The following is a 26,429-nucleotide window of genomic DNA, read 5'->3' as shown; positions in this document are numbered from 1 at the left end:
AAAAAAAACGTTAAAAAAACAAAAAACGGTTTGCAAATCACCAAGCCGAAGCCGCCGAAGCATCCGAAGCCGCATCCAAACCGCCCGGTTCGCTCGCCGCACCTGCCGCAGAGGCATCGTCCGCAGGCGCGGTCATACCCTTTTCTTGCGAAGCCGCCCGCCGCGCCGCCCGCTCTTCCGCCTGCGCTTCCGAATCGGGAATCACTCCCGTATCCGAAGCCGTCGGCGGTTCGGCGACCCGCATCGCCGCTTGTTCATGCCGGTTCACGCCATACGACAGCAACACAATCGCTACCGCCAGCGCAAAGCTGATTGCCACCACCCGCCGCATGTTAAACGGCTTGGGCGCAGGCGGCTGCTCGTTTTCAGGCTGCCCTTGCTGTTGCTGCTCCTGCGGCGCAGGATGCGGGCGATGCGGTTTTTTCTGATGACGACTCATGTAGTTTCCAAATAAAGCGCGCCAATCAAACAACCGCGCGACAACACATGCCATTATATACAAACTCGCCGCAGATTTCTTAACAAAAACACACAATCCGCATGCCGCATTTCAGGCAGCCTGAAAATACAGTAAAATGGCGCGTTTTCAAATTTCCCACCATTGAACCATCATGCTCACCTTCCAACAAATCATCTTCAAACTGCAACAATACTGGGCCAACCAAGGCTGCGCTATCATCCAACCCTTCGACATGGAAGTAGGCGCGGGTACGTCCCACCCCGCCACCTGCCTGCGCGCGCTCGGCCCCGAGCCGTGGAACGTTGCCTATGTGCAGCCCAGCCGCCGCCCCAAAGACGGCCGCTACGGCGACAACCCCAACCGCCTGCAACACTATTACCAGTTCCAAGTCGCACTCAAACCCGCGCCCGCCGACATCCAAGACCTGTATCTAGGCAGCCTGAAAGAGCTGGGCATCGACCCCACCGTGCACGACATCCGTTTCGTTGAAGACGACTGGGAAAACCCTACGCTCGGCGCATGGGGTTTAGGCTGGGAAGTATGGCTCAACGGCATGGAAGTAACCCAGTTCACCTATTTCCAACAAGTCGGTGGCATAGATTGCACGCCCGTGCTTGGCGAAATTACCTATGGCATTGAACGCCTTGCCATGTATCTGCAAGGCGTGGAAAACGTTTACGATTTGATGTGGACAACCACCCCCGCAGGCGACACGCTGACCTACGGCGACGTGTACCACCAAAACGAAGTCGAACAATCTACCTACAACTTTGAATACAGCGACGCGGCTTGGCTGCTCGAACAGTTTAACGGCTACGAAGCCCAAGCCAAACGCCTGCTCGCGCTCGAAGATGCATCGCTCGCGCTGCCCGCCTACGAATTGGTGCTCAAAGCCGGCCACACCTTCAACCTGCTGGACGCACGCGGTGCCATCTCCGTAACCGAACGCGCCACCTACATCGGGCGTATCCGCGCCTTGAGCCGCCAAGTGGCGCAAGAATTTGTCGCCAGCCGCGAAGCGTTGGGTTATCCGCTGCTGAAACAGGGCAAATAATGCTTGCCCGTACCAAGCAAACCGCGCGCAAGCCCCAAGGCAGCCTGAAAACAATAATGCGCTCAGTAACCATCAACGCGCAAAACATCGCCTCCCAAAAAGCAACAATAGGCAGCCTGAAAACCTGTTTGCGCTTGCGGTGAAACCTTCGGTTTTCAGGCTGCCTCCCCCATACCAACCCAAAGAAACACACATGATAGAAAAACTCACCTTTGGACTATTCTCCAAAAAAGACACCCAAAGTTTCATGCGCTTGCTGCGCTACATCAAACCCTACAAAGCCCGCATCATCTTCGCGCTGTTGGGCATCGTAGGCGTGGCCGCCACCGAAAGCTACCTTGCCGCCTTTATCGCCCCCCTGGTCAACCAAGGCTTTGCCATGCCCTCCGCTCCGCCCGCGCTGAACCCCGACACAGGCATCCTCACCACGCTCGCCAACTGGAAAGACCAGTTCAACTATCTGATTTGGGGCACGGCGGAAAAAGTGTGGATTGTGCCCGTGTTCTTCATCATCTTGGTGTTGATTCGCGGCGTTTGCCGCTTTGCCAGCACCTATTTGCTCACATGGGTTTCCGTGATGGCCATCAGCACGTTGCGCCGCGATATGTTCAACAAAATGCTGCTGCTGCCCACCGATTTTTTCAAAAAAACCCCATCGGGCACGGTGTTAATGAGCATTGTGCAAATGACCGAAGGCTCCATCAGCAACGCCAGCAATGTGTTTATCGTGCTCACGCGCGACACCATGATTGTGCTTGGCTTGGTATGCGTGTTGCTGTATCTCAACTGGCAGTTGAGCTTGGTGGTCGCCCTGATGTTTCCCGTACTTTCGCTGCTGTCGCGCTATTACCGCAATCGCCTCAAAAGCATCATTGCCAGCGCGCAACTTTCCATCGGCACGCTGAACAACGTGGTCAACGAAGTGCACCAAGGGCATCAGGTGGTCAAACTGTTCGGCGGGCAACAACAAGCCGCCGGCCGCTTTGCCGATGTGAATAACACCATCGTGCGGCTGGGCAAAAAAATCACCCAAGCAACCGCCGCGCGTTCGCCGTTTAGCGAACTCATCGCCTCGCTCGCCCTTGCCGTGGTGATTTTTATTGCCCTGTGGCAAAGCCAAAACGGCGTAACCACCATTGGCGAATTTATGGCGTTTATCGTTGCCATGCTGCAAATGCTCAGCCCCATCAAAAATTTAGCCAATATCAGCATCCCCATGCAAAGTATGTTTATCGCATCCGATGCCGTGTGCGATTTTTTGGATGAACCCACCGAACAAGACACAGGCAGCAAAACGCTCAACCACGTTTCAGGCAGCCTGAAATTTGAAAACATCGATGTGCAATACAACCAAGAAACGCGCAAAGCGCTAGACAACTTCAACCTAGAAATCCAAGCGGGCGAGCGCGTTGCCCTTGTGGGGCGGTCGGGCAGCGGCAAAACCACCGTGGTTAATTTGCTGCCGCGCTTCGTTATCCCCAGCCAAGGCAACGTGCTGATTGACGGCGAAAACATCAACAATTTAACCCTTGCCAACCTGCGCGAACAGTTCGCCCTTGTGTCGCAAGACGTTTTCCTCTTTGAAGGCAGCCTGAAAGACAACGTGCAATACAGCCGCCCCAACGCCAGTGAAGAAGAAATCCTCGCCGCGCTCAAAGCTGCCAACCTCGCCGAACTCGTTGCCAACCATCCCGATGGCTTAAACCAACCCATCGGCGCAAACGGCAGCCTGCTATCAGGTGGGCAACGCCAGCGCGTTTCCATCGCCCGTGCCATCCTAAAAGATGCGCCTATTTTGCTGCTCGACGAAGCCACCAGCGCGCTAGACAACGAATCCGAACACCTTGTGCAAGAAGCACTAGAACGCCTGATGCACGGGCGCACCAGCATCATCGTTGCCCACCGCCTCACCACCATTGAAAACGCCGACCGAATCATCGTGATGGACGAAGGGCATATTATTGAACAAGGCACGCACCAAGAATTACTGGAAAAACAAGGCTATTATGCGGCGTTGAACAATATGCCCAAGCTGCACAACCATAAGGCAGCCTGAAACCCGATTACCCCAATCTCCCCATAAGAAAGCAAAACATGACCCAAACCCTTCTAATTGAACTATTAACCGAAGAACTCCCCCCCAAAGCCCTAAACAACTTGGGCAACCACTTTGCCCAATCCATCGCCGAAGGCTTGGAAAAAGCACAACTGATTGACGGCACAACGCAATACACCGCCTACGCTTCGCCGCGCCGCCTTGCGGTTTCGGTGGCAAATGTGAAGCCTGTGCAGGCAGACCAACACGTTGTGCGCAAAGGCGTTTCCGTGGCAGCGGGCATGAAAGACGGCGTACCCACCAAGGCTTTGGAAGGTTTCGCCCGCTCGTGCGGCGTGGAAATCGGCAGCCTGAAAATCATCCACGACGGCAAGCAAGATGTGTACGCGCACGAATTTACCCAAGCGGGGCAAACGCTTGCCGCGCTTTTGGGCGAAATCATCAACACCGCCATCAAAAAACTGCCGATTCCCAAAGTAATGCGCTGGGGCAGCAGCACGCACACGTTTGTGCGCCCTGTGCATGGCTTGGTGGTGTTGCATGGCGCGGATGTGGTGCCTGTGAACGTGTTGGGCTTGGATAGCGGCCGCCAAACTTTGGGGCATCGCTTTTTGTCGCAGGGTGAGATTGTGTTGGCGCAAGCGGATGATTATGCGCAACAAATCGCCGAGCAGGGCAAGGTGATTGCTTCGTTTGCCAAACGTCGCGCCGCGATTAAAGCCGAGCTGGACAAGGTTTCAGGCAGCCTAAACGCCCGCGTTGCCGCCGATGATGCGCTGCTGGACGAAGTAACCGCGCTGGTGGAATACCCCGTTGTTTTGCAAGCGGAATTTGAAGCGCATTTCCTTGCCGTGCCGCAAGAATGCTTGATTTTGACCATGCAGCAAAACCAAAAATATTTCCCGCTGTTAGACCAAAACGGCAAGCTGATGAACCGCTTTTTGCTGGTGTCCAATTTGCAAACCGCCGACCCAAGCCACATTATCCATGGCAACGAGCGCGTGCTGCGCGCGCGGTTGAGCGATGCGGAATTTTTCTACAAGCAAGACCAAAAAGCGACGCTGGAAAGCCGCCTACCTAAGCTGGAACACGTTGTTTATCATAACAAAATCGGCAGCCAAGCCCAGCGCATCGACCGCTTGCAAACCATCGCCGCGCACATCGCGGAGCAGCTGGGCACAGACCGCGCCACCGCCGAACGCGCCGCACGCCTTGCCAAAGCCGATTTGGTTACCGAAATGGTGGGCGAATTCCCCGAGCTGCAAGGCACGATGGGCAAATATTATGCCGTGCTGGATGGTGAGCAGCCTGAAATCGCTGCCGCGATTGAACAGCACTACCAGCCACGTTTTGCCGGCGACAAGCTGCCCGAAAGTCCGATTGCCACCGCTGTGGCGCTGGCGGACAAGCTGGAAACGCTGGTGGGCATTTGGGGCATCGGGCTGATTCCCACGGGCGACAAAGACCCCTACGCACTGCGCCGTGCGGCATTGGGCGTGCTGCGGATGCTGATGAATAGTCCGTTGTCTATCAATGACTTGCTAACTACTGTTGCTGCGCAGTTCCCCAGAGATTTGCTGGCGGCTAACACCGTTACCGAAGTGGCGGATTTTATGCAGGCGCGTTTGGCGGTGCTGCTGCAAAACGATTACGCGCAAGACACGGTTGCCGCTGTGTTGGCGCAACGTCCCGACCGTTTGGATGATTTGGCGGATAAATTGCAAGCCGTTGAATCGTTTAAAAAACTGCCCGAAGCCGCCGCGCTTGCCGCTGCTAACAAGCGCGTGCAAAATCTGTTGAAAAAAGCCGATGCCCAGCTGGGTGCGGTGCAGGAAAATCTGTTGCAGGAAGACGCGGAACGCGCCCTGTTTGCCGCCACGCAAGCCCTGCGCCCCACCGTGCAAGCCGCGTTGGCGAAACACGATTTTCAGGCTGCCTTAACCGCGCTGGCGGCGGTGAAACCGCAAGTGGATGCGTTTTTTGATAATGTGATGGTGATGGCGGATGATGCCGCTGTGAAGCAGAACCGTTTGAATTTGTTGAACGAATTGTCGCAACTGATGAACGCGGTGGCGGATATTTCGCTTTTGGGCGAATGATGCCCGCTCGGCAACGTTTTCAGGCTGCCTCCATGCGCACCCGCAAGGCAGCCTGAAACAAACACCTCCAAAGGCAGCCTGAAATCTCTTTTTTCAGGCTGCCTGTTTTTGTTTACAATCTGGCATTCGCAACCCAAGGCAGCCTGAAAATGCACTACGACCACATCTCCTTTCACGCCGAAGCCCCCGACTACCCCGGCGACCTGCCCGAGCGCAACGCCGCCCACCACATCGGCTTTTACTACGCATGGGCGGTCTCGCAAAATCTCCACAGCCCCGCCGCCACGCGCCTGCCGCAATTTCACGACTTGCAAATCGGCTTGATTTCGGGCACCGAATTCGTGCTGGAACAGCTCAACGGCGGCATCGACGACGGCTGCTTCAACGAGCTCGGCAACCGCTTCACCCGCTTCTACTACGCCGACGAAGAAGAAGGCTACGGCGCATTTCTTGCCGACTACTTCGCCGCGCTCGGCATCCAAAACCAAACGCAGTTCTACCGCACCCACGACACCCCCGAAAACCAAGCCAAACTGAACGCCGCCTTTCAGGTTGCCTATGCAGTCTGGTTAGGCAGCCTGAAAAAATAGCCCCAAGCCATGCCCCGTCCCATCCGATGCCCGCAATGCCACAGCCCCAGCCATCGCCATATCCAAGGCGACCGCCACCAATGCAACCACTGCGGCAGCACCTTCCTCATCCCCGACACGCCCCCGCCCGCATCCATGCCCGAGCCGCCGCGCGCCAAGCTCAAAAACCTCATCATTATCCTCGCCATCCTGCTTGCCGCCGCATGGCTGTTAGAAATCATGTGGGCAGCCTGAAAATGCCCCGCCCATCATCCCTCAATTAAAAGGTACACCATGAAACTCATCATCCTAGACCGAGACGGCGTGATTAACCACGACAGCGACCAATTCATCAAAAGCCCCGAAGAATGGCAGCCGATAGACGGCAGCCTCGATGCCATCGCCTTTTTAACCCAAGCGGGCTACACCATCGCCGTCGCCACCAACCAATCAGGCATCGCGCGCGGCTATTTCAACGTGCAAACGCTCAACGAAATGCACGCCAAAATGCACAAACTCGTGCGCCAAGCAGGCGGCGAAATCAGCGGCGTATGGTTCTGCCCGCACACCGCCGACAGCCAATGCGACTGCCGCAAACCCAAACCCGGCATGGTTTTGGACATCCTAGACCGCTTCCAAGCCCAAGCCGCCGACACCTATCTGGTGGGCGACAGCCTGCGCGACTTGCAGGCCATCGCCGGCGCAGGCGGCAAGCCCATTCTCGTGCGCACGGGCAAAGGCATGAGAACGCTGGAAAAAGACGGTGGCAACCTGCCGCCAGGCACGCAGATTTTTGACAGCCTGTTAGACTTTGCCGTGCAACTGGTGCGCCCCAACCAACCCGGCGCAAGCGCAGCCTGAAAACCCAATCTGCCCCAAACGCAGCCTGAAACCATGAAACGCAAGGCCAAACGTCCTGCCCAATCCCCCAACACCATGCCGCCCGAACGGCTCGTGCCCATTTTGGACTACCTGTGCCAACACGCCCAAACTTGGGACGACGCACGCGAAACCGTCGCCATCCGCATCTGCCATGCCTTCGCCGAGACCACATTGGGCAATGGCATCGGCATCCTAGAAGCCGACTGCATAGACGATTATCTCAACGAAACCGCCCCCAAATACCGCCGCTGCCGCGCCCAAGACGAGCGCGAGCATTGGGAAAACGTCCTGTTCCAAGGGCATCTGGAAAACAGCCTGCCGCGTTTCAACCCCTTTTCCGCCATCAGCTTTATGGACGGCGCAGGCAGACGCTTCGCCCTGCCCTATTACCTGCTCTGGGCGTTGCAAAACCCCGATTGTTCCGCCCACGAAATCCTATCCTACGCCCTTGCCAACGACTTCCACACCAACAACCTGCCGCTCAACCCCGCCCAGCAGCGCGCCCTATACGCCGCCATCGCCTACCTCGCCGAAAGCGAAGCCGAAGAATACAACGATGGCTACTACGCCTGCCGCAGCAGCCCGTGGGACGACGCACTCACCCACCTCGCCCAAGCCCTGCCCGATTTAGAGGCAGCCTGAAACACAGTCCAACCAAACCCCCGCCATGACCACCTACCTTATCCTCTCCCACCAACCCCTGCCCCACATCGCCGCCCACGCCGCCCGCCACCCCCAAGCGCACTACTACATCCACCACGACGCCCAATCCCCCCGCCTGACAGGCAGCCTCACCACCCTGCCCAACGTCCACCTTATCAGCCACCGCATCCGCATCAACTGGGGCGGCTTCACCATGATAGAAGCCACCCTCGCCCTCATCCAAGCCGCGCTCGCCAACCCCGACACCCGCCACTACCACCTCATCAGCGGCAGCTGCGCCATGCTGCAAAGCCCCCAAACCCTCGCCGCCCAATGCCAAACGCAGCCTGAAAACACCCTCTGGCTATGCAGCCAACCCAGCCCCCACCTGCGCTACCGCACCCGCTTCAACGCCCCCCACGCCGACACCGCATGGCAACGCAGCCTGCCGGGCAAAATCCTCACCCGCAGCCTGAAAATCGCCGACCGCATCCTCCCCAGCCGCCAAATCTGCCTCGCAGGCAGCCAATGGTTTTCCGCCAACCGTGCCGCGCTGAAACTATTGTTTGACCACAGCCTCGGCGACAACGCCGCCCTGTTTGAAAAAAAACTCGTCCCCGACGAACACTTCTTCCAACACATCGCCCACCAACTTTCAGGCAGCCTCAACCATATTAACGACAACCACCGCTTTATCCGCTTCGCCCACGGCGCAAACCACCCCGACACCCTCTCGCTGGACGACCTCTGGGCAGCCAAAAAAAACGGCGCATGGTTCGCCCGCAAAGTCTCCGCCGAAAACCAAATGCGCTGGCTGCAATACGAGCAAAACGTGTAAACCGCCGCACCCAGCGTTTTCAGGCTGCCTCAACCCATCAACCCACCCACAGAAAGGCATCACCATGTCCCACCTTAACCCCCAATCCCGTTTCACCGAACTGTTCGCCATCCTCGGGCAGCCTGCGTAGCGAAGCGGAGTTGTGAAGCTAAAACGGCCGCCCCGTATCCGCCGCCACGCTAAACAAATATCGCGGCAAACTGCCCGACCGCCTGCTGGAATACTGGCAGGAATACGGTTTTTGCCACTTCGCCGACGGGCTGTTTTGGATTACCAACCCCGAAGACTACGAAGACATCCTTGCCGAATGGCTGCCTGAAAACGTGCAGTAGGACGGGCGTGATTATTATGTGATTGCCCGCTCGGGTTGGGGTGAGCTGTTTGTTTGGGAACCTACTTACGGCAACAAATACTGCATCATCCCGCATTTCGGCTTTATTACTGTTGGGCGCAGCCATGAAAAAATGATTAAAAAAGGTGATGCAGATTTTGCGCTGGAATTGTTTTTCTTAGTAAAAAATCCGGAATATTTGGACATGGAAGACGATAAAGGCAAACCGCTATTCCAGCGCGCCGTCAAAAAATTCGGCGCATTGGCAGAAGACGAAATGTTCAGCTTCGTGCCTGCGCTTGCTACGGGCGGCGAGCCGCAAATCGGCAATGTGGACAAGGTGGATTTGTTTGCCCAATTTGACCTGCTGCGCCAACTCGTCGAGCCGCGCGTGTTTGACGATAAAGACATGATTGCCCACGGCTGGGGCGGTAAGCCGTTGTGAGCCAAAATAACCAAAGGCAGCCTGAAAGCCGTGTTTTGCCGTTTCGGGCTGCCTCCAATACCGCCTGAAACCCCAAAGTCAGCCTGAAACCCCGTTCACCAACCCTCGCCCCCCCAATCTCATGCACTTCACCGCCCTGCTCTCCCTCTACGCCAAAGAACACCCCGACCACCTGCGCCAAAGCCTCGCCAGCCTTGCCGCGCAAACCCTCCCCGCCGCCGAAATCCTCATCGTGTTAGACGGCGCGATTACCCCCGCGCTCGAAGCCGTGCTCGCCGAATTCGCCGGCCGACTGCCGCTCAACATCATCAGGCTGCCCGAAAACGTCGGGCTCGGGCGCGCGCTCAACCACGGCGTGCAACACGCGCGGCACGAATGGATATTCCGCATGGACACCGACGACATCGCCACCCCCACCCGCTTCGCCGACCAATGCGCCTACCTCGCCGCCCATCCGCAAACCGCCCTGCTCGGCGGTCAAATCGCCGAATTTGCCAACACCCCCGGCCAAAGCCACGCCAGCCGCCAAGTCCCCCAAACGCAGCCTGAAATCCTCGCCTATGCCAAAAAGCGCAACCCGTTCAACCACATGACCGTTGCCTACAAAAAAACCGCCGTGCAACAAGCAGGCGGCTACCAACATCATCTGTATATGGAAGACTACAACCTCTGGCTGCGGATGCTCGCGCAAGGCGCAACCGCTGCCAACCTGCCGCAAACGCTGGTGCACGCCCGCACGGGCAACGCCATGCTGCAACGGCGGCGCGGCCGGGCATACATCAAAAGTGAATGGCAACTGATGCGGCTCAAACACCGCCTGCGTTTTCAGGCTGCCCTGCCCGCCTTGGCCATCTTTCTGTTGCGCAGTCTCCCGCGCCTGCTACCCGCCAAATGGCTGGGCAAGGTTTATGCCAAGCTGAGAACGTAATCGCGCAGATGCGTTTGCGAGCCAAGGTTTCTGCCCGCAAAGGCAGCCTGAAAGCGAATTTTCAGGCTGCCTTTGCCGTTATCCGCTACAATACGCCACCTTTTTATTAACCCATCCTGCCGTGTTCCGATACCGCAGAAGAACGGTTTGGTTGCGCAGAAATTCGTTTTCAGGCTGCCTTAATGTGCTTAGCAAAGGCAGCCTGAAAACCGAACCCAACAAGCCGACCCCATCCCGCCAAGCCAAATCGTTACGGAGAGCCACCATGTCCAAAAAAAACCAACGCGCCTATCTCGACGACATTTCCGCCAACAAGCCCGCGCGAAAATCCCCCCCATCCCGCCAAGCCAAAGGCAGCCTGAAAACGAGCAAAGCAAGTTTCAGCGAAGCTAAAACCCCCCCCCAAAAAAGGCAGCCTGAAAACGAGCGCAGCGCGTTTCGGCAAAGCCAAAACGAACGCGGTCAAAATGAGCGCAGCCCCAACGCCCAGCCCGCCAAACAGCGCGTAACCAAAGCCAAAAAACTCATCGTCCGCGCGCCCAACCAAAAAATCCAGCAACGCGCCGATTTCCTCAAAGAACAACGCGCCGACCTTTCGCGCCAAGAACCCGAACGCCTGCAAAAAATCCTCGCCGCATCAGGCGTAGGCTCGCGCCGCCAAATGGAAGAATGGATTGGCAACGGCTGGGTGCAGGTGAACGGCAAAACCGCGCAGCTGGGCGACAAAGTCTCGCCCGACGACCAAGTAACCGTGAAAGGCAGCGCCATCAAGCTCAAATGGGCCGACCGCCTGCCGCGCATCCTCTTGTATTACAAGCAAGAGGGCGAAATCGTCTCGCGCGACGACCCGCAAGGGCGCGTGAGCGTTTTTGACCGCCTGCCGCAAGCCGCCAGCAGCCGCTGGGTTGCCATCGGGCGGCTGGACATCAACACCAGCGGCCTGCTGATTCTGACCACCTCGGGTGAGCTGGTGCAGCGTTTCGCCCACCCCAAATTTGAAGTGCAGCGCGAATACGCCGTGCGCGTGCTGGGCGAAGTGAGCCGCGAGCAAATGCAGCAGCTCACGCAGGGCATCATGCTGGAAGACGGCTTGGCGCAGGTGGAGCGCATCAGCGAGCAAGGCGGCGAGGGCGCGAACAAATGGTACAACGTGGTCATCAAAGAAGGGCGCAACCGCGAAGTGCGCCGCATTTTTGAACACATCGGGCTCACCGTCAGCCGCCTTGTGCGCGTGGGCTTCGGTCCCATCGGGCTGCCCAACCGCCTCAAACGCGGGCAGTTCTACGAACTCAACCCCGCCGAAGTCGCCGCCATTTTGAAATGGGCGGATATGGCGTTGCCCAACAGCGGCAAACGGCGCAGATAGCAAGGCAACAGGCAGCCTGAAACTTGTTTGCTTTGCTTTCAGGCTGCCTCCATCCGCAACCCAATCAACCCGAAACCCAAAGGCAATCCCTATAACGAATGCAGCATATTAGGCAGCCTGAAAGTGAATCTATCCAACAAAAAACCGCTTGGCATCGCACCAAGCGGTTTTTGTTTTTCAGGCTGCCTAAACGCTGTAATCGTAGTCGATGACCAGAGGGGCGTGGTCGGAAAATTTGGTTTCTTTGTACACATGGGCGGCTTGGGCGGTGGCGGCGAGCGCGGGCGTGGTCATTTGGTAATCGATGCGCCAGCCTACGTCTTTGGCATAGGCTTGCCCGCGGTTGCTCCACCATGTGTAGCCCGCCACATCGGGATACAGCGTGCGCCAAGTGTCCACCCAGCCCAAATCGGCAATCACGCGCCCAATCCATGCGCGCTCTTCGGGCAAAAAGCCTGAGTTTTTTTGGTTGCCTTTCCAGTTTTTGATGTCGATGTTTTGGTGGGCGATGTTCCAGTCGCCGCAGACGACAATGTCGCGCCCTGTGGCGATGAGCTCGGCGAGTATGGGGTAAAACGCGTCTAAAAACTGGTATTTGTAGGCTTGGCGTTCTTCTGCGCTGGTGCCGCTGGGCAGGTAGAGGGAGATGACGCTGAGGTTGCCGAAATCGGCGCGGACGTATCGCCCTTCGCTGTCAAATTCGGGCTGCCCTAAGCCGATTTGCACGGCATCGGGCTGGCGTTTGCTGTATAGGGCGACGCCGCTGTATCCGCGTTTTTGGGCGCAATGCCATACGCCGTGCATGCCGTGGGGGGCTTGCATTTCGGGCGAGAGGTCGGCTTCTTGGGCTTTGAGTTCCTGCACGCAGATGATGTCGGCTTGGGATTGGGCGATGTAGTCTAAAAAGCCTTTTTTGTAGGCGGAGCGGATGCCGTTTACGTTGGCGGTGATAATGCGCATGGGGTGTCCTTTGTGTGTGGGGGTTGAGGCAGCCTGAAAAGCGGGTTTGGGTTTTAGCTTCGCAACTCCGCTTCGCTCCGCAGGCTGCCTATTGTGTTTAGGGCGAATAGGCAGCCTGAAAACGGGCAACGCTATTCGTGATACGGATTGTGCTGCGTTTCCAGCAGCAGCCGATATTGCAGGCGGATAAATTCGTCTAGCACGGCTTGTTGGATGTCCAGCCGCTGGGTGATGGGCGCGGCGAAGCGGACAACGAGCTTGTAGGTTTTGTCGTCGTGTGGCACGCGGTTGATGCGGGTGCGGGCAGCGGGGGTGAAGAAGAGTTGTTGCACTTGCACGGCTTCAAAGTATTGGATGATTTCGGGCGTGTAGGGCGCGCACCATTCGTCTAACACGGCGTGCAGCTTGGGCACGATGGCATCGGAATCCAGATGAATCGGCACGGGGATTTCAAAGGTGTGCACAACGTATTGCCCTAAGATGTGGTCGCGGTGCACGGTTTGGCTCAGCAGCAGGCTGTTGGGGAAGGAAACGGTGCGCCCTGATAAATGCCCAATCAGCGGGTTGTCCACGATTTGCATCATCAGGGTGTTGAACAGGTTGATGTCCACCACGCGCCCGCGGATGTGGGCGATTTCAATGTAGTCGCCCACGGAATATTGCCGCGTTACAAAGCGCAATAGGCTGCCTGAAAGGCACATAATCAGCTCTTTGGTGGCGACCACGGTGGCGGCAGCCAGCGCAACCATAGACAGGGCAAAGGTTTGGATTTGGCTGCCCCATACCATCAGCAGCCCGAGCAAAATGGCAATCAGCGACACATTGCGGCTCACCACAAGGGCGCGGCGTTTGTGTTCCAAATCCCAATCGGGGTGGCTTTTGAAATGGGCGTAGAGCCAGATTTCTTTGACCAGCCACACAAAGGGAAACAGCAGCAGGGTAAATATCCATTGCTCGGAGAGCGGGATTTTCGCGAGCCATTGGTGCAGGGTGTTGAGCATGGTGTGTCCTTAGTTTTTTGTTTTTCAGGCTGCCTTTGGCACGTTTAAAGGCAGCCTGAAACGCTTGTTGCCGCGTGGTGTGTTTCGCATCGTTTTCAGGCTGCCTCTACGGGCTTACCCGCATCACGCAAAGGCAGCCTGAAACGCCTGTTGCTGCGCGGCGGTAAGTTGGGCGATGCCTTGCTGCGCCAGCGCAATCAGCGCGTTCAATTCGGCAACGCTGAACGCCGCGCCTTCCGCCGTGCCTTGGATTTCAATGATGTTTTCCGCATTGAGCATCACAATGTTCACATCGCTGTCGCAGCCCGAATCTTCGGGGTAATCCAAATCCAGCAGCGGCACGCCGTTTACCATGCCTGCGGAAACGGCGGCAACGCTGCCGATTAGCGGGTTGGCGGGCAATGTGCCGTTATCCAGCAATTTTTGGATGGCGATTTGGAGTGCAACAAATGCGCCTGTGATGCTGGCGGTGCGCGTGCCGCCGTCGGCTTGGATGACATCGCAGTCAATCAAAATTTGGCGTTCGCCCAGCAAGGTTAAATCCACGCAGGCGCGCAGGCTGCGCCCGATGAGCCGCTGGATTTCTTGCGTGCGCCCCGATTGCTTGCCCGCCGCGGCTTCGCGTTTCATGCGCGATTGGGTGGAGGCGGGAAGCATGCCGTATTCCGCCGTTACCCAGCCTTGGTTTTTGCCGCGCAGAAACGGCGGCACGTTGTCGTCCACCGTGGCGGTGCAGATGACTTTGGTGTTGCCGCACACCATCAACACCGAGCCATCGGCATGGGGCAAAAAATTGGGCGTGATAGCGACGGGGCGCAGTTGGTGGGCGGCGCGGGCGGTGCGTTGGTAGCTCATGGCTCTCTTTCGGATGGGTTGAAATGGGCGAAATTATAGCGGGTTTGCTGGGTGGGCTAAACAGGCAGCGATGAGGCAGCCTGAAAATCATTTTAGCGGCATCCCACTTCGTTTCAGGCTGCCTATCCGCTTTGTGTTACCATAGCCCCGTTTTTCAACGTTACACAAAGGAAAAAACATGACCGTTCGCAGCATGACGGGCTTTGCCAACGCCCAAGGCGAAATCGCAGGCAAACGCATAGAACTGGAGCTTCGCGCCGTAAACCACCGCTTTTTAGACGTGCAATTCAAAATCCCCGACGATTTGCGTGTGCTGGAAGGCGCGATGCGCGAAATCATCAGCGGCAAAGTTTCGCGCGGCAAAATCGAATGCCGCATCCAGCTGGGCAACATCGCCAACGGCGCAGACAGCCTGCACATCAACCAAAATCTGGTGAACGAGCTTGCCGAGCTGAACAGCAAATGGCGCAAAAAGCACGGCGATTTGGGTAAGCTCGGCGTTGCCGATATTTTGAAGTTCCCCAATGTAATTGTCAGCGCCGATGTGGACAGCGATGCCTTGCAGGAAACGGTGTTGCGGCTGCTTTCGCAAGCGGTGGACGAATTTGTTGCCAGCCGCGAGCGCGAGGGCGAGAAACTGCAAGCGCATATTTTGGAGCGACTGGATTTGATGCAGGCCATCATCGGCGCGCTGGAAGAGCTGTTCCCGCAGCTGTTGCAAGAGCATTTGGCGCGCAGCCGCCGCCGTTTGCAGGAAGCGGTGGCGAGCATTGACGAAGACCGCCTGAAACAAGAATTTGCGCTGTATATGCAAAAAGCCGATGTGGACGAAGAGTTCAACCGCCTGCACACCCACATCACCGAAGTGCGCCGCATCGTTACCCAACACGACGGCACCATCGGCAAGCGGCTGGATTTTCTGATGCAGGAGCTCAACCGCGAAGCGAACACGCTGGGCAGCAAAGCCATTGCCAACGAATGCACGCAGGTTTCGGTGGAGCTGAAAGTGTTGATTGAGCAGATGCGCGAGCAGGTGCAGAATATTGAATAACGGCGCGGAATGGATAGGCAGCCTGAAAACGGGTATTCGTTTTCAGGCTGCTTTTTTGGTTGGGAGGCATTTCAGGCTGCCTTTGCGTTGAGCGGGCAGAGGCAGCCTGAAATCCAATCCGTCCGGCAAAAAACCGTTTGGCAGTTCGGACCGCCAAACGGTTTTGTTTTCAGGCTGCCTCATCACATCAAGGCAGCCTGAAACCCCATCCCCAAAAACTAAAATTCATCATCATCCCCCAAATCCGGGCAAATCCCATACAGCAAACACAGCGGCGTAAACACAATGTATTCCGTTGCCCGCGTAACCTTGCGCGCCGTTTCGCCCGAGCCGAACGCGCCCGAGCCCGTGCTGGCGCAAGATGCCAACAGCAAACAAAGCACGGCGGCCAATCCTGTTTTTCGCATCACACGATTCCCCATCGTTTTCAGGCTGCCCCAACCGTCAAGATTAAGGCAGCCTGAAAACCGCATTACGATTGATTGGTTTGTTCCGCTTTTGCCTGCTTATCGCGCTCAAACTTCGCCGCCCAATAAGTCGCCAGCAACGCGCCCGAGATGTTGTGCCACACGCTAAAAATCGCGCTGGGCACGGCAACCACAGGCAGCGCGGCAAAATGCAGCTTCGCCAGCGCCACGCCCAAGCCCGAGTTTTGCATCCCCACTTCCACCGCCAGCGTTTTTTGCGCGTCATACGGCAAGCCCATCACGCGCGCCGCCAAAAAGCCAAGCAGATAGCCCAAGCCGTTATGCAAAATCACCACCGCAAAAATCAGCGCGCCGCTTTCAATAATCCGCCCTTTGCTTGCGCCCACCACCGCCGCAATAATCAACACGATAGATACCACCGATACCAAAGGCAAAACTTCCACCGCCGCATCGGTTTGTTTGCGGAAAAACTTGTGCAGCAACACGCCCAACACAATCGGCAAAATCACAATCTGCGCGATGGAAATAAACATAGAACCCGCGTTGATTTGCAGCCATTGATTAGCAAACACATAAAACACCGCAGGCGTAAGCACGGGCGCGAGCAGCGTGGACACCGAAGTAACCGCCACGCTCAGCGGCACATTGCCCTTCGCCAGATAAGTAATCACGTTAGACGCCGTGCCCCCGGGGCAAGAACCAACCAGAATCACGCCCACCGCAATATCGGGCGGCAAGTCAAACGCCTTGGCCAGCGCAAAAGCAATGCTCGGCATAATGGCAAACTGCGCAATCACGCCCACAATCACCGCCTTGGGCTGCTGCCCCAAAATTTTAAAATCGTCGGGCGACAAGGTCAGCCCCATGCCAAACATAATAATGCCCAGCAAATAAGTAACCAGCGGCAACACCCACTTAAACGCATCGGGCGACATAAACCCGACAAACGCAAACAACGCCGCCCACAAGGCAAACGTTTTCCCTACAAATTGGCTTAATTTTCGGATGGCTTCCATGATGTATCACTTGTGTTAAGAAATTTAAAGGAGCGCAAGGATACTACAAAAACAGCGCAGCAAAAAGATTTCAGGCTGCCTTTTTATCTGCCGCATTTAAGCGATGCAAAAACCCATTTGCTGCCTTTTTCAGGCTGCCGCAGTAAAATCGCGCCATCTTGCAACGCAAAATCATGTAAAATGCCCCCGTTTTTCACAACCCAAAATCCAACAATGGACGACCTCCCCAGTAGCACGTTCACATTGCATCATTCAACCCCAATCAATTAAACCTGCCTAAATGCCGCCCGTCGCCATCAGGCAGGCGGAGCATTTATGGAAAATCCCATCCACGACCACAGCGATTCCGAGCAACTGGCTGCCGATATTGAGCACATCCACAAACTTGCCGCGCATCTGCTGGAACACTATTCCGAAATCAGCGAACAACTCACCCTGCCCGAGCTGCACGCCAATGCCAAGCTGCAAATGCTGATTGGCATTTTGCACGAATTGCACCCCGCCGACGTGGCGGCTGTGTTGGAAAGCCTGCCGCCCAAAGAGCGCGTGCTGGTGTGGAAACTCGCGTCGCCCGAAGAAGACGGCGATGTGTTGCTGGAAGTATCCGACAGCGTGCGCGAAAGCCTGATTGAAGCGATGGATAAATCCGAGCTGGTGGCGGCGGTGGAAGACATGGAAGCCGACGATTTGGCGGATTTGGCAGACGATTTGCCCACACACGTGGTGGACGAAGTGCTGCAAACGCGCGATGAAGAAGAGCGCGCCCAAGTTCAGGCTGCCATGTCGTATGAAGACAGCCAAGTGGGCGCGGTGATGAACTTTGAAATCGTGAGCATACGCGGCGATGTAACCTGCGAAGTGGTGCTGCGCTATTTGCGCCGCTTTGACAGCCTGCCCGACCACACCGACAAAATCTTTGTGGTGGACGACAACGACATCTTGCAAGGCGTGTTGCCCATCCGCAAGCTGCTGGTTGCCGACCCCGAAGAAATCGTAGAAAACATCATGGCAAAAGACGTGGTGAAATTTCGCCCCGAAGATGACGTGGAAGAGGCCGCCGCCGCGTTTGAACGCTACGACTTGGTAACCGCGCCCGTGGTGGACGAAAACAAAAAGCTCATCGCGCGGCTAACGGTGGACGAGATGGTGGACGTTATCCGCGAAGAAAGCGAGGCGGATATGTTGAGCATGGCGGGTTTGGATGAAGACGAAGATTTGTTTGCGCCCGTGTGGGATTCGGTAAAAAACCGCTGGGTTTGGTTGGCGGTGAATTTGGTAACGGCGTTTGTTTCCAGCCGCGTGATTGGCGTGTTTGAAGGCGCGATTGCGCAAATTGTGGCGCTGGCAACGCTGATGCCGATTGTGGCGGGCATCGGCGGCAATTCGGGCAACCAAACGATTACCATGATTGTGCGCTCGCTGGCTAGCTCGCAAATTTCCAATGCGCAGGCGTTCAGGCTGCTGAAAAAAGAGCTGGGCGTGGCTTTGGTGAACGGCTTGATTTGGGGCAGCGTGATGGGGCTGGTGTCGTTTGCGCTGTATCACAATGTGGGCATTGGCTTGGTGATGGTTGCCGCGATGACGCTGAACCTGCTGCTGGCGGCGTTTTTGGGCGTGATGATTCCCGTGTGCTTGGAAAAATGGGGCAAAGACCCCGCACGCGGCAGCTCGGTGTTGATTACCGCGTTTACCGATTCGGGTGGGTTTTTGATTTTCCTTGGGCTGGCGACGATATTTTTGTTGTAAACCTGCGGGATGGTTTTCAGGCTGCCTTAATGCTTAAAGGCAGCCTGAAACCGTTTCTTGTGCGGGGCAAAATCTTGCCTTGCTCGCGGTATGCGGCAAACCTAAGCGACAAACCGCCTGCGCGGGCAAAATCCTCCGTAACCATATTTACATTTAAAGGCAGCCTGAAAATGAATAAACCCATTTTCAGGCTGCCTCACAATTATCCCCGTCTCACGACCGCATCTCGGGGCTTTCCACCGCGCCGAAAGGATGCTTATAGCGATTGTATGCAAACAAATACTGGCTCGGAAACCGCCGCACCCAATACTCCACATTGCGGTTGATTACCCGCGCATCATGCGCCTTATCGCCGTTAAAGCAGCCTGAAACAGGCGCAACGTGCAACGCAAAGCCCCGCCCATTGGGCAACCGCTCCCCCACAAAAAACAACGCCCGCACGTTTTTCACCTGCGCCAGCTTGCCCGCCAGCGTCATCGTGTAAGCAGGCTTGCCGAAAAAGTCCACCCACACCCCCTCACCGCCTTCCAGCGGGTTGGGCACATGGTCGGGCAACACAATCGTCGCCTCCCCCGCGCGCAACGCCTTCATAATCTGCTTCACCCCTTGCAGGTTGGTCGGCGCAGTCCGCCCTTTGCCTCGCACACGCCCCGCCTGCATAATCGCGTCAAACATCTTGATTTTCGGCGGTTTATACATCGCCGTCAGCGCAAACGGCAGCTGCTCGCTGATATACCGCCCCGCCAAATCATAGCTGCCGATATGCGGCGTAATCAACAGCAAGCCCTCGCCCGCGTTTAAGGCAGCCTGAATATGCTGCCAGCCATGCACCTCGCGGAACAAAGCCACAATCTTTTCAGGCTGCCGAAAAAACGCCACCGGCAATTCCAAGCCGCTTTTCACTGTTTCTTGGCACACCCGCAGCACATCGCGCCAGCCATGCGGCAAACCCGCTTGGCGCAAATGCCGCCGAATCCGCCTGCGGTCTTCGCCCAACACGCCATACATCACCCACCCCAGCGCATTGCCCAAGCCATGCAACACAGGCAACGGCAACGCCGCCGCGATTTGAAAAAGCCATTTCAGCATGATTTCCATTTCAGCGTTGTTTATTGCGCGGCAGGACCGATGTAATCAACAGGCTCATTGGGTTCGACAACAGATTTTTTCTCCAACGGATATTTCTCGCGCAATTTATTAAAGCGCATGCATTTCGGGTCTTTGGGCTTGTTGGTGCAATAATCTTCCGTTTTCTTGCAACGCGCCGTTTCTTGCGCGCTCAAAGACTGGCAGCCTTTTGCCGCACGCAAAGGATTGCCCAAAGGTTGCGGCGCCGCCGAAACCGAAAACGCGGCAAACAAAGCCGCCGCAGCCAATGAAAGTTGAACGGTTTTCATCATAACGTCCTTAATTTAGAGTGGTTAAACAGGGGTTGCGAGTATAAGCGTTTTCAGGCTGCCTTGCCTAGCCCGTTGCAATTTGCTATCATCCGCACCGCATTAAGAGTTGGAAATTCCATGCCAACCTGTTGTTTACAAAACAATAAGGTGGACGGTTTATAACCGATGTGGCTTGTTACCCATAAACAAGCAATCCCAACCCGCTTTTAATGCGGGCATTTTTTTATCTGCCGCAAATGGAAACCCTTTTGCCTGCGGCAACGAACGCTGCCCTTTTTTATCCATCCCCCATAACAAGGAAATCCCATGAGCGAATACCTCTTCACCTCCGAATCCGTGTCCGAAGGGCATCCCGACAAAGTTGCCGACCAAATTTCCGATGCCATTTTGGATGCCATCTTCGCGCAAGACCCCCAATCGCGCGTTGCCGCTGAAACGCTGGTTGCCACCGATTTATGCGTGCTGGCAGGCGAAATCACCACCACCGCAAAAGTGGACTACGAACAAATCGCCCGCGACACCATCGCCCGCATCGGCTACACCGACCCAACCCTCGGCTTTGCCGCCGACACCTGCAAATTTTTAGTGAACTACGGCGTGCAATCGCCCGACATCGCCCAAGGCGTAAACGAAGGCGAAGGCATTGACCTGAACCAAGGCGCGGGCGACCAAGGCTTGATGTTCGGCTACGCCTGCGACGAAACCCCCACGCTGATGCCGTTTGCCATTTATTACAGCCACCGCCTGATGCAACGCCAAAGCGAAGTGCGCAAAAGCGGCTTGCTGCCTTGGCTGCGCCCCGATGCCAAAGCGCAATTAACCGTGGCCTACGACAGCGAAACGGGCAAAGTAACCCGCATCGACACCGTCGTCCTTTCCACCCAACACGCGCCCGAAATCGGCTACGAAGAGCTGTGCCACGCCGTGAAAGAACACATTATTTTGCCCGTGCTGCCCAAAGAATTGCTCACGCCCGAAACCAAATACCTGATTAACCCCACAGGCAAATTTGTCATCGGCGGCCCGCAAGGCGACTGCGGCTTGACCGGGCGCAAAATCATCGTGGACACCTACGGCGGCGCAGCTCCCCACGGCGGCGGCGCGTTCTCAGGCAAAGACCCCAGCAAGGTGGACCGCTCCGCCGCGTATGCAGGGCGTTATGTGGCAAAAAACATCGTTGCCGCAGGGCTCGCCAGCCAATGCCAAATCCAAATTTCCTACGCCATCGGCGTGGCAGAGCCCACCTCCATTTCGGTGGACACCTTTGGCACGGGCAAATTAAACGAAGCCCAGCTCATCAAACTGGTGCGCGAACACTTTGACCTGCGCCCCAAAGGCATCATCCAAATGCTGGACTTGCTGCGCCCCATCTACGGCAAAACCGCTGCCTACGGACACTTCGGGCGCGAAGAACCCGAGTTCACATGGGAGAAAACCGACAAAGCCGAAGCATTGAGAAAAGCGGCTGGCTTGTAATCGTTATTGGTAAACATAAGGCAGCCTGAAACGGATAAACCGTGTTTCAGGCTGCCTTATATTAGTTATTGAGGCAGCCTGAAACACCATTCCGCAAAACCAAAATCCACTTCAATCCTGTTAAAATTACTTCTTATATTCAACCCCTAACCCGCCAAAAGCAGCCTGAAAATGCTTATCAAAGAAATGGACGAACACGCCCGCGAACGCGACCTTGCAGAACTCAACGCCCTGCTTCAACTACCCTACGTTCCCGCATATACCAAAGAACAAATTAAAAAAACCATCCGCAACATTCAATCAGGCTTAAAAGGCGAAAAAGATGCCGCCTATCACATCAACTTTTATTATGAAAATCACAAAAATTGGGCGGTTATCCACGATTTGCGCCTAGAAGTGGATGGACATTCTGCCCAAATTGACCACTTGTTGATAGACCGCTTTTTAGAAATCTATGTTTGCGAAAGCAAGCGATTTAATGAAGGCATTGGCATCAACGAACATGGCGAGTTTTTTTCGGTCAATGCAGACCGAAAACACAAAGCCATTGAATCACCCATTGAGCAAAACAACCGCCATAAATTGCTTCTTAAACGACTGTTTGACAGCGATGAAATTATTTTGCCTACACGGCTTGGCTTAAAAATGAAACCATCATTGCACAGCCTGATTTTGATAGCCAACACATCCAAAATCTATCGTCCCAAAAATGGCAAAAACGTGGACGATTTAGACAGAGTGATTAAAGTGGAGCAACTGCGTAACCGTATAATGAAAGATGTTGATGACTACCGTCCATCCGTCTTAATACAGCAATTCACATCCGCCGCAAAAATCATTTCTTCCGAAACCTTGGAAGAATTTGCCGAAGATTTAGCCAGTTTGCATATACCATTAAGAATGGACTGGAAAAAGCGATTTGGCATTAGCGATAGGCAGCCTGAAATAACCGTTCGCGCATCTACCCCGCAAGCTGCTGCAACGATTGCGCCCAAGCCTACAAACGCCCCATCTGCACCAGCCATCACGCAACCTGCCGCGCCACAGCCCACACAGCCACAACGCCTATTCTGCGCCGCGTGCAAAAAAACCGTTAACCCAAACGTTGCCAATTATTGCTGGAACAACCAAGCCAGATTTCACGGCAAAGTGTACTGCTACGATTGCCAAAGAAATGTGGGCAAAACCTAATTAAAGGCAGCCTGAAACCTGCAACCAATGGAGCGTCAGCGGCTCGCCGACATCTTAATCAATCAGTAAAGTCTGATTGAATGCAGCATTTGGCAACGAGCCGTCGCCGCTCCATTTTGAATTTCAACTGTCCCTAGGGCTTGCGCAAAGGCAACCTGCGGAGCATAGCGAAGTTGCGAAGCTAAAAACGCAAAAAACGACTGAACGCCATCTGCATTCAATCGTTTATCTATTCAGCACGGTTAAACCCAAAAAGGCAGCCTGAAAACGGATAAACCGCATTTCAGGCTGCCTTATTGTTATGCTTTAACAATTACTTGCTCGCCGCATCAAACCGCCGTTGCGCCTCGTCCCAGTTGGCAACGTGCCAGAAGGCTTTGATGTAGTCGGGGCGGCGGTTTTGGTATTTCAAGTAATACGCGTGTTCCCAAACGTCCAGCGTGAGCAAGGGCGTGCCGCTGCAACCTGCGATGGCTGCGCCCATCAGCGGGCTGTCTTGGTTGGCAGTGGAAACCACTTTCAATTTGCCGTTTTCAACCACCAGCCATGCCCAGCCGCTGCCGAAGCGGGTTTGCGCGGCTTTTTCAAATTCGGCTTGGAAGGCTTCCACGCTGCCGAAATCGCGTTCAATCGCCGCTTTCAGGCTGCCTGAAAGCGTGGTGCCTGTTTTCAAAACTTGCCAAAACAGCGTGTGGTTGGCGTGTCCGCCCACGTTGTTGCGAACGGGGGTTTGTTTGTCGGCGGGCAATTCGGCGATGCGGGCGATGAGTTCTTCCGCGCTAAGCGTTTGATAGGCTTCGGGCAGCGTTTCCACAATCGCGTTGGCGTTGTTTACATAAGTCTGATGGTGCTTGCTGTGGTGGATTTCCATCGTCATTGCGTCAAAATGCGGTTCCAAGGCATCGTAGGCGTAGCCCAGTTGGGGGAGTGTGTAAGCCATTTTGTTTTCCTTTTGGCGTGGTTATGAAGCGGCGGATAATAGCCGTTCATACGCTATTGGGCAAGCATTCGGCGATTAAAGATTTTTATAGCGCAAACCGTCGCGCAGCCTGTTGATGCCAGTATTGATGCAAAGATGCCCACGCAGCCGCATCGCCCCTTGATTCTCCCGATAAAGCAACCATTTAGGCAAGCTGAAACCACTCTCCACGCGAGTATCCGCCATGAAAAAAACCTTCCGCGCCCTTATCCTGATTGCCCTTATCGCCAGCGCATGGCATTACCGCGCCCCATTGCTCACGCTGATTCACCGCATCACGCAGCCTGAAAGCCCGCATCAAATCATCAACCAAGCCAGCGTGTTGCGCCAAATCCAAGACCTAAACCGCCTAGAAAGCACCGCCTACCACATTGACACCATCATCAAAACCGAAAAACAAGGCAATTGGTATGCGCTGTGGCAAGACAGCCAAAAAGGCATTTTCACCGCGCGCGGCAGCGTGGTGGCGGGGCTGGATTTAAACCAGCTTAGCGAGCGCAACATCCAAATTTTGGACAACCAAACCCTAATCATCAATCTGCCGCCCGTGGAAATCCTATCCGTGCAGCTAGACAAAATAGACGTGTACGACATCCGCACAGGTGCGCTCAATCTCTACCAAGCCGATTTAAACGTGCTGGGCGAAGTGCAGTTCCATGCCAAGCAACAAATCTTGCGCCAAGCCTGTGCCGACCAAATCTTGCAACGCGCCAGCGAGCGCAGCAAAAGCCAGATTGAGCAACTCTTCGCGCTCACGCCGCTGAAAGTTTCCGTTTACACGCCCGCTGCCCTGCCCGAGTGCAAGATTCAAAACAAGGCGCAAAAATAGTTTTCAGGCTGCCTTCAATCATCATCCATCCGATTAAGGCAGCCTGAAAATGGTAAATCTAATTTGGGAAAAATATGTATGCAAAACGTTTTCAGGCTGCCTCAACAGCATTATTGAGGCAGCCTGAAAACATTGTTGCGCGGCTTAGTGAATGTTCACTTTCAGCCCTGTATCCAAGAATCCTGTTTTCAGATTCCATTGCACATTGCCTGAATCGGCGTTGGCAAAGCGTAGCGAGAAGCGTGTGTTGCTTGCCAAGCGGGCATCTGGATCGGGCGCGCCCAGCGAAACGCTGTATTCGCCTGCGCTCAAATTAGGCAGAGTGAGCGTGCCTTCCCATTGGGCGCTCGCGCCAGAATCCAGCGTGCGCAGGTTGGTGTTTTCCAACACCACGTCTTTGCTGCTGCCGCTGCTGGATGTGAAGCGCACTACGATATTGCGCGGATTGATGGGGCGCGCCCAGCCTTGGTTGCTCAGTTTCAATGCCCATTTCAGGCTGCCTGATGCGTTGGCTTGGCTGCTGATTTGGAATTGGCTCAGCTCTATGCGATAGCCGATATTTTTTTGCACATCTGCCATGCAGCCTTCTTTTGTCCAGCCGTCGATGAAGGTTTTGTGGTAGTCGTAATTCAGATACGCCAAGCGGAATTCTTTGCCTTCGCGCAAGATGTCGGAACAAGTGGTGCGGGCGTTGGCAATAGGCGCGCAGGTTTCGCCGCCAAACGAGGTATATTGAACGTGCTGGCGGGTGAACATGCGTTGCGCTTCAATGGTTTGATCGCGGCGCGGTTGGTAGGTACCTGTGTCGTCAATGCTGGCGAGATAGCAGTCGTTGTGGATGCCGATGCGCGCTTTTTCGCTGTTGTTGGCAAAATCTTCGGCGCTGGCGGGCGTGCCATACCATTTAATCAAATCATAGGGATAGCGCAGATTGAGCTGGCGATTGGCAGGCAAAGCGGCGAGCAAGGCTTGGGCGATTTCTTTTTTGTTGCTATCGCTGTTAAGCCCGTTGGCAGAAGAATGCCATTCGCCCCATGCGCCGATAAAGCCGCCTTGCCACACGGCGATTACATCGGCATTGCGATTGATAATGGGTTTGAGCTGCTCAATATGGCGCTTCACTTGGGCAAGATTGGTGTCTTTGCCCGATGCTTCGTAATCATAAGCAAAGCGCAACACGGCTTTCACGCCGGCTTGGCGCATGAGCTCAAAGCCTTCGTTGAGCGCGTTCAGATAGCTTTGCGGCAAATCTTGGTTACGCCATGCCGATAAATCGGCGGGGGTGTAAATCAGGCGGTAGCCGTCTTTGGCAACAGAATCGAGGTAATACGCGGTGAGCTTGGCGGGGTCGGCGGCGTATTTATAGAAACCGCGCTCGGGGTTGGGGAAATCCAGCGTGCTGGGGGCAAACTGCACGCTCAGCATGGGCGCGTTGTTGGGCGTGGGTGTTGGAGTGGGATTGGGAGTTGGCTGGGGCGTGGGTTGCGGCGTAGGGTTGGGCGCAGGCTGCTCGGGCGTAGGCGTGGGCTGGGGCTGCTCGGGCGTGGGCGCAATATTGGTGTTGCCGCCATTGTTTTGGCTGCCGTTGCCGCCCGAATGGTCGGGCGCGGGCTGGTTCGGCGTGGGTGCGGGGTCAGCCGAATCGTTGTTTTTATGCTTGCCCACCATGATGGCGGATTGGTTGGAGCCGGAACGGCCGGACGAATCGGTTGCCACGCGGTGGGACTTTTTGCAGCCTGAAACCGCGATGGCGCACACCAGCATGGCAATCAGCGTTTTATTCATCATGTTCTCCTGTCTGTAAAGTTGGGGTAAAAAATATTAAGT

30 protein-coding genes and 1 riboswitch are annotated in these 26,429 nt (G+C 55.6%); of the genes, 19 read left to right on the top strand and 11 right to left on the bottom strand.

Going from position 1 to position 26,429, the window contains the following annotated elements; translation table 11 throughout:
- Positions 1-37 precede the first annotated feature (37 nt).
- Complete coding sequence (locus H3L93_RS03050) at positions 38-439, bottom strand: hypothetical protein (RefSeq protein ID WP_040558722.1); 402 nt, start codon at positions 437-439, stop codon at positions 38-40.
- A gap of 172 nt (positions 440-611) precedes the next feature.
- On the opposite strand from H3L93_RS03050, the gene glyQ reads away from it, so the two are divergent.
- From glyQ to H3L93_RS02985, 13 genes are all read left to right on the top strand, one after another.
- A complete protein-coding gene (gene glyQ / locus H3L93_RS03045; protein WP_003797062.1) occupies positions 612-1,514 on the top strand; it encodes a glycine--tRNA ligase subunit alpha in 903 nt (300 codons plus the stop codon).
- The gene (locus H3L93_RS03040) at positions 1,514-1,657 is read left to right on the top strand and encodes a hypothetical protein (RefSeq protein ID WP_003797064.1); all 144 of its coding nucleotides are present in this window, start codon (positions 1,514-1,516) and stop codon (positions 1,655-1,657) included. Before glyQ ends, H3L93_RS03040 begins: the two co-directional genes overlap by 1 nt.
- A 50-nt stretch (positions 1,658-1,707) precedes the next feature.
- On the top strand, positions 1,708-3,570 hold the full coding sequence (gene msbA, locus H3L93_RS03035; RefSeq protein ID WP_003797066.1) for a lipid A export permease/ATP-binding protein MsbA: 1,863 nt from the start codon (positions 1,708-1,710) through the stop codon (positions 3,568-3,570).
- 38 nt (positions 3,571-3,608) lie between these two features.
- A complete protein-coding gene (gene glyS / locus H3L93_RS03030) occupies positions 3,609-5,669 on the top strand; it encodes a glycine--tRNA ligase subunit beta (protein ID WP_003797069.1) in 2,061 nt (686 codons plus the stop codon).
- Positions 5,670-5,818: 149 nt separating this feature from the next.
- A complete protein-coding gene (locus H3L93_RS03025) occupies positions 5,819-6,259 on the top strand; it encodes a DUF7832 domain-containing protein (protein ID WP_003797071.1) in 441 nt (146 codons plus the stop codon).
- Positions 6,260-6,268: 9 nt separating this feature from the next.
- Positions 6,269-6,493, top strand: coding sequence for a hypothetical protein (locus H3L93_RS03020; RefSeq protein WP_040558724.1), 225 nt, complete (start codon positions 6,269-6,271; stop codon positions 6,491-6,493).
- Positions 6,494-6,532: 39 nt separating this feature from the next.
- Positions 6,533-7,099: a D-glycero-beta-D-manno-heptose 1,7-bisphosphate 7-phosphatase gene (gene gmhB / locus H3L93_RS03015; protein WP_003797074.1), complete on the top strand. Its 567-nt coding sequence runs from the start codon at positions 6,533-6,535 to the stop codon at positions 7,097-7,099.
- 33 nt (positions 7,100-7,132) lie between these two features.
- Positions 7,133-7,762: a DUF6714 family protein gene (locus H3L93_RS03010; RefSeq protein ID WP_003797077.1), complete on the top strand. Its 630-nt coding sequence runs from the start codon at positions 7,133-7,135 to the stop codon at positions 7,760-7,762.
- 25 nt (positions 7,763-7,787) lie between these two features.
- Positions 7,788-8,600 (top strand): beta-1,6-N-acetylglucosaminyltransferase, encoded by an 813-nt coding sequence (locus tag H3L93_RS03005; RefSeq protein WP_003797078.1) that lies wholly within the window; start codon positions 7,788-7,790, stop codon positions 8,598-8,600.
- A gap of 200 nt (positions 8,601-8,800) precedes the next feature.
- The gene (locus tag H3L93_RS13450; protein ID WP_081446117.1) at positions 8,801-8,932 is read left to right on the top strand and encodes a GAD-like domain-containing protein; all 132 of its coding nucleotides are present in this window, start codon (positions 8,801-8,803) and stop codon (positions 8,930-8,932) included.
- A 132-nt stretch (positions 8,933-9,064) separates the two neighbouring features.
- The gene (locus H3L93_RS02995) at positions 9,065-9,376 is read left to right on the top strand and encodes a T6SS immunity protein Tdi1 domain-containing protein (RefSeq protein WP_003797082.1); all 312 of its coding nucleotides are present in this window, start codon (positions 9,065-9,067) and stop codon (positions 9,374-9,376) included.
- A gap of 121 nt (positions 9,377-9,497) precedes the next feature.
- Entirely contained in the window at positions 9,498-10,304 is an 807-nt protein-coding gene (locus H3L93_RS02990; RefSeq protein WP_003797085.1) for a glycosyltransferase, read from the top strand.
- A 265-nt stretch (positions 10,305-10,569) separates the two neighbouring features.
- A complete protein-coding gene (locus H3L93_RS02985; protein ID WP_040558904.1) occupies positions 10,570-11,670 on the top strand; it encodes a pseudouridine synthase in 1,101 nt (366 codons plus the stop codon).
- Between the two features lie 186 nt (positions 11,671-11,856).
- Here the strand turns inward: H3L93_RS02985 and H3L93_RS02980 are convergent, their stop codons facing one another.
- The 3 genes from H3L93_RS02980 to rph form a co-directional block, all read right to left on the bottom strand.
- Positions 11,857-12,630, bottom strand: coding sequence for an exodeoxyribonuclease III (locus tag H3L93_RS02980; protein ID WP_003797089.1), 774 nt, complete (start codon positions 12,628-12,630; stop codon positions 11,857-11,859).
- A 131-nt stretch (positions 12,631-12,761) separates the two neighbouring features.
- Positions 12,762-13,631: a mechanosensitive ion channel family protein gene (locus H3L93_RS02975; RefSeq protein ID WP_003797091.1), complete on the bottom strand. Its 870-nt coding sequence runs from the start codon at positions 13,629-13,631 to the stop codon at positions 12,762-12,764.
- 123 nt (positions 13,632-13,754) lie between these two features.
- Entirely contained in the window at positions 13,755-14,486 is a 732-nt protein-coding gene (gene rph / locus H3L93_RS02970) for a ribonuclease PH (RefSeq protein ID WP_003797094.1), read from the bottom strand.
- 178 nt (positions 14,487-14,664) lie between these two features.
- On the opposite strand from rph, the gene H3L93_RS02965 reads away from it, so the two are divergent.
- Positions 14,665-15,537: a YicC/YloC family endoribonuclease gene (locus H3L93_RS02965; RefSeq protein ID WP_003797096.1), complete on the top strand. Its 873-nt coding sequence runs from the start codon at positions 14,665-14,667 to the stop codon at positions 15,535-15,537.
- 9 nt (positions 15,538-15,546) lie between these two features.
- Complete coding sequence (locus H3L93_RS02960) at positions 15,547-15,738, top strand: hypothetical protein (protein WP_003797098.1); 192 nt, start codon at positions 15,547-15,549, stop codon at positions 15,736-15,738.
- A gap of 17 nt (positions 15,739-15,755) precedes the next feature.
- Here H3L93_RS02960 and H3L93_RS02955 read toward each other — a convergent pair whose 3' ends face one another.
- Both H3L93_RS02955 and H3L93_RS02950 read right to left on the bottom strand, forming a co-directional pair.
- Entirely contained in the window at positions 15,756-15,944 is a 189-nt protein-coding gene (locus tag H3L93_RS02955) for a hypothetical protein (protein WP_155803164.1), read from the bottom strand.
- A gap of 65 nt (positions 15,945-16,009) precedes the next feature.
- On the bottom strand, positions 16,010-16,981 hold the full coding sequence (locus H3L93_RS02950) for a bile acid:sodium symporter family protein (RefSeq protein WP_003797102.1): 972 nt from the start codon (positions 16,979-16,981) through the stop codon (positions 16,010-16,012).
- Positions 16,982-17,296: 315 nt separating this feature from the next.
- Between H3L93_RS02950 and mgtE the strand changes: the two genes are divergently transcribed.
- Entirely contained in the window at positions 17,297-18,727 is a 1,431-nt protein-coding gene (gene mgtE / locus H3L93_RS02945) for a magnesium transporter (RefSeq protein WP_003797106.1), read from the top strand.
- A 16-nt stretch (positions 18,728-18,743) separates the two neighbouring features.
- Here the strand turns inward: mgtE and H3L93_RS02940 are convergent, their stop codons facing one another.
- Genes H3L93_RS02940 through H3L93_RS02930 form a run of 3 tightly spaced genes read right to left on the bottom strand, consistent with a single transcriptional unit; the run spans position 18,744 to position 20,127 of the window.
- Positions 18,744-18,911, bottom strand: coding sequence for a hypothetical protein (locus H3L93_RS02940; protein WP_003797108.1), 168 nt, complete (start codon positions 18,909-18,911; stop codon positions 18,744-18,746).
- 29 nt (positions 18,912-18,940) lie between these two features.
- The gene (locus H3L93_RS02935) at positions 18,941-19,825 is read right to left on the bottom strand and encodes a lysophospholipid acyltransferase family protein (RefSeq protein WP_003797110.1); all 885 of its coding nucleotides are present in this window, start codon (positions 19,823-19,825) and stop codon (positions 18,941-18,943) included.
- Between the two features lie 11 nt (positions 19,826-19,836).
- Positions 19,837-20,127 (bottom strand): hypothetical protein, encoded by a 291-nt coding sequence (locus H3L93_RS02930; protein ID WP_003797112.1) that lies wholly within the window; start codon positions 20,125-20,127, stop codon positions 19,837-19,839.
- Between the two features lie 91 nt (positions 20,128-20,218).
- Positions 20,219-20,335, top strand: a riboswitch (SAM-I-IV-variant riboswitch).
- A 98-nt stretch (positions 20,336-20,433) separates the two neighbouring features.
- Here H3L93_RS02930 and metK point away from each other — a divergent pair.
- Both metK and H3L93_RS02920 read left to right on the top strand, forming a co-directional pair.
- Complete coding sequence (metK, locus tag H3L93_RS02925) at positions 20,434-21,603, top strand: methionine adenosyltransferase (RefSeq protein ID WP_003797117.1); 1,170 nt, start codon at positions 20,434-20,436, stop codon at positions 21,601-21,603.
- Positions 21,604-21,774: 171 nt separating this feature from the next.
- Positions 21,775-22,794 carry a nuclease-related domain-containing protein gene (locus tag H3L93_RS02920; protein WP_003797120.1) on the top strand — a complete coding sequence of 340 codons (1,020 nt, stop codon included), beginning with the start codon at positions 21,775-21,777 and terminating at the stop codon, positions 22,792-22,794.
- Between the two features lie 313 nt (positions 22,795-23,107).
- Here H3L93_RS02920 and sodA read toward each other — a convergent pair whose 3' ends face one another.
- Complete coding sequence (gene sodA / locus H3L93_RS02915) at positions 23,108-23,734, bottom strand: superoxide dismutase [Mn] (protein ID WP_003797124.1); 627 nt, start codon at positions 23,732-23,734, stop codon at positions 23,108-23,110.
- 223 nt (positions 23,735-23,957) lie between these two features.
- Between sodA and H3L93_RS02910 the strand changes: the two genes are divergently transcribed.
- Positions 23,958-24,602 carry a DUF4230 domain-containing protein gene (locus H3L93_RS02910; RefSeq protein ID WP_003797127.1) on the top strand — a complete coding sequence of 215 codons (645 nt, stop codon included), beginning with the start codon at positions 23,958-23,960 and terminating at the stop codon, positions 24,600-24,602.
- Positions 24,603-24,746: 144 nt separating this feature from the next.
- Here the strand turns inward: H3L93_RS02910 and H3L93_RS02905 are convergent, their stop codons facing one another.
- A complete protein-coding gene (locus tag H3L93_RS02905) occupies positions 24,747-26,390 on the bottom strand; it encodes a DUF4832 domain-containing protein (RefSeq protein WP_155803165.1) in 1,644 nt (547 codons plus the stop codon).
- Positions 26,391-26,429: the final 39 nt, after the last annotated feature.

It is taken from the genome of Kingella oralis (genome assembly GCF_014054985.1).
Classification (GTDB): Bacteria; Pseudomonadota; Gammaproteobacteria; order Burkholderiales; family Neisseriaceae; genus Kingella_B; species Kingella_B oralis.
This window is presented reverse-complemented; position numbering and strand designations above follow the sequence as displayed.

Excerpts from the sequence above, each read along its gene's own strand:
- H3L93_RS03050 (WP_040558722.1), bottom strand. The coding sequence starts at position 439 with ATGAGTCGTCATCAGAAAAAACCGCATCGCCCGCATCCTGCGCCGCAG.
- glyQ (WP_003797062.1), top strand. The coding sequence starts at position 612 with ATGCTCACCTTCCAACAAATCATCTTCAAACTGCAACAATACTGGGCC.
- H3L93_RS03040 (WP_003797064.1), top strand. The coding sequence starts at position 1,514 with ATGCTTGCCCGTACCAAGCAAACCGCGCGCAAGCCCCAAGGCAGCCTG.
- msbA (WP_003797066.1), top strand. The coding sequence starts at position 1,708 with ATGATAGAAAAACTCACCTTTGGACTATTCTCCAAAAAAGACACCCAA.
- glyS (WP_003797069.1), top strand. The coding sequence starts at position 3,609 with ATGACCCAAACCCTTCTAATTGAACTATTAACCGAAGAACTCCCCCCC.
- H3L93_RS03025 (WP_003797071.1), top strand. The coding sequence starts at position 5,819 with ATGCACTACGACCACATCTCCTTTCACGCCGAAGCCCCCGACTACCCC.
- H3L93_RS03020 (WP_040558724.1), top strand. The coding sequence starts at position 6,269 with ATGCCCCGTCCCATCCGATGCCCGCAATGCCACAGCCCCAGCCATCGC.
- gmhB (WP_003797074.1), top strand. The coding sequence starts at position 6,533 with ATGAAACTCATCATCCTAGACCGAGACGGCGTGATTAACCACGACAGC.
- H3L93_RS03010 (WP_003797077.1), top strand. The coding sequence starts at position 7,133 with ATGAAACGCAAGGCCAAACGTCCTGCCCAATCCCCCAACACCATGCCG.
- H3L93_RS03005 (WP_003797078.1), top strand. The coding sequence starts at position 7,788 with ATGACCACCTACCTTATCCTCTCCCACCAACCCCTGCCCCACATCGCC.
- H3L93_RS02995 (WP_003797082.1), top strand. The coding sequence starts at position 9,065 with ATGATTAAAAAAGGTGATGCAGATTTTGCGCTGGAATTGTTTTTCTTA.
- H3L93_RS02990 (WP_003797085.1), top strand. The coding sequence starts at position 9,498 with ATGCACTTCACCGCCCTGCTCTCCCTCTACGCCAAAGAACACCCCGAC.
- H3L93_RS02985 (WP_040558904.1), top strand. The coding sequence starts at position 10,570 with ATGTCCAAAAAAAACCAACGCGCCTATCTCGACGACATTTCCGCCAAC.
- H3L93_RS02980 (WP_003797089.1), bottom strand. The coding sequence starts at position 12,630 with ATGCGCATTATCACCGCCAACGTAAACGGCATCCGCTCCGCCTACAAA.
- H3L93_RS02975 (WP_003797091.1), bottom strand. The coding sequence starts at position 13,631 with ATGCTCAACACCCTGCACCAATGGCTCGCGAAAATCCCGCTCTCCGAG.
- rph (WP_003797094.1), bottom strand. The coding sequence starts at position 14,486 with ATGAGCTACCAACGCACCGCCCGCGCCGCCCACCAACTGCGCCCCGTC.
- H3L93_RS02965 (WP_003797096.1), top strand. The coding sequence starts at position 14,665 with ATGACCGTTCGCAGCATGACGGGCTTTGCCAACGCCCAAGGCGAAATC.
- H3L93_RS02960 (WP_003797098.1), top strand. The coding sequence starts at position 15,547 with ATGGATAGGCAGCCTGAAAACGGGTATTCGTTTTCAGGCTGCTTTTTT.
- H3L93_RS02955 (WP_155803164.1), bottom strand. The coding sequence starts at position 15,944 with ATGCGAAAAACAGGATTGGCCGCCGTGCTTTGTTTGCTGTTGGCATCT.
- H3L93_RS02950 (WP_003797102.1), bottom strand. The coding sequence starts at position 16,981 with ATGGAAGCCATCCGAAAATTAAGCCAATTTGTAGGGAAAACGTTTGCC.
- mgtE (WP_003797106.1), top strand. The coding sequence starts at position 17,297 with ATGGAAAATCCCATCCACGACCACAGCGATTCCGAGCAACTGGCTGCC.
- H3L93_RS02940 (WP_003797108.1), bottom strand. The coding sequence starts at position 18,911 with ATGGGTTTATTCATTTTCAGGCTGCCTTTAAATGTAAATATGGTTACG.
- H3L93_RS02935 (WP_003797110.1), bottom strand. The coding sequence starts at position 19,825 with ATGGAAATCATGCTGAAATGGCTTTTTCAAATCGCGGCGGCGTTGCCG.
- H3L93_RS02930 (WP_003797112.1), bottom strand. The coding sequence starts at position 20,127 with ATGATGAAAACCGTTCAACTTTCATTGGCTGCGGCGGCTTTGTTTGCC.
- metK (WP_003797117.1), top strand. The coding sequence starts at position 20,434 with ATGAGCGAATACCTCTTCACCTCCGAATCCGTGTCCGAAGGGCATCCC.
- H3L93_RS02920 (WP_003797120.1), top strand. The coding sequence starts at position 21,775 with ATGCTTATCAAAGAAATGGACGAACACGCCCGCGAACGCGACCTTGCA.
- sodA (WP_003797124.1), bottom strand. The coding sequence starts at position 23,734 with ATGGCTTACACACTCCCCCAACTGGGCTACGCCTACGATGCCTTGGAA.
- H3L93_RS02910 (WP_003797127.1), top strand. The coding sequence starts at position 23,958 with ATGAAAAAAACCTTCCGCGCCCTTATCCTGATTGCCCTTATCGCCAGC.
- H3L93_RS02905 (WP_155803165.1), bottom strand. The coding sequence starts at position 26,390 with ATGATGAATAAAACGCTGATTGCCATGCTGGTGTGCGCCATCGCGGTT.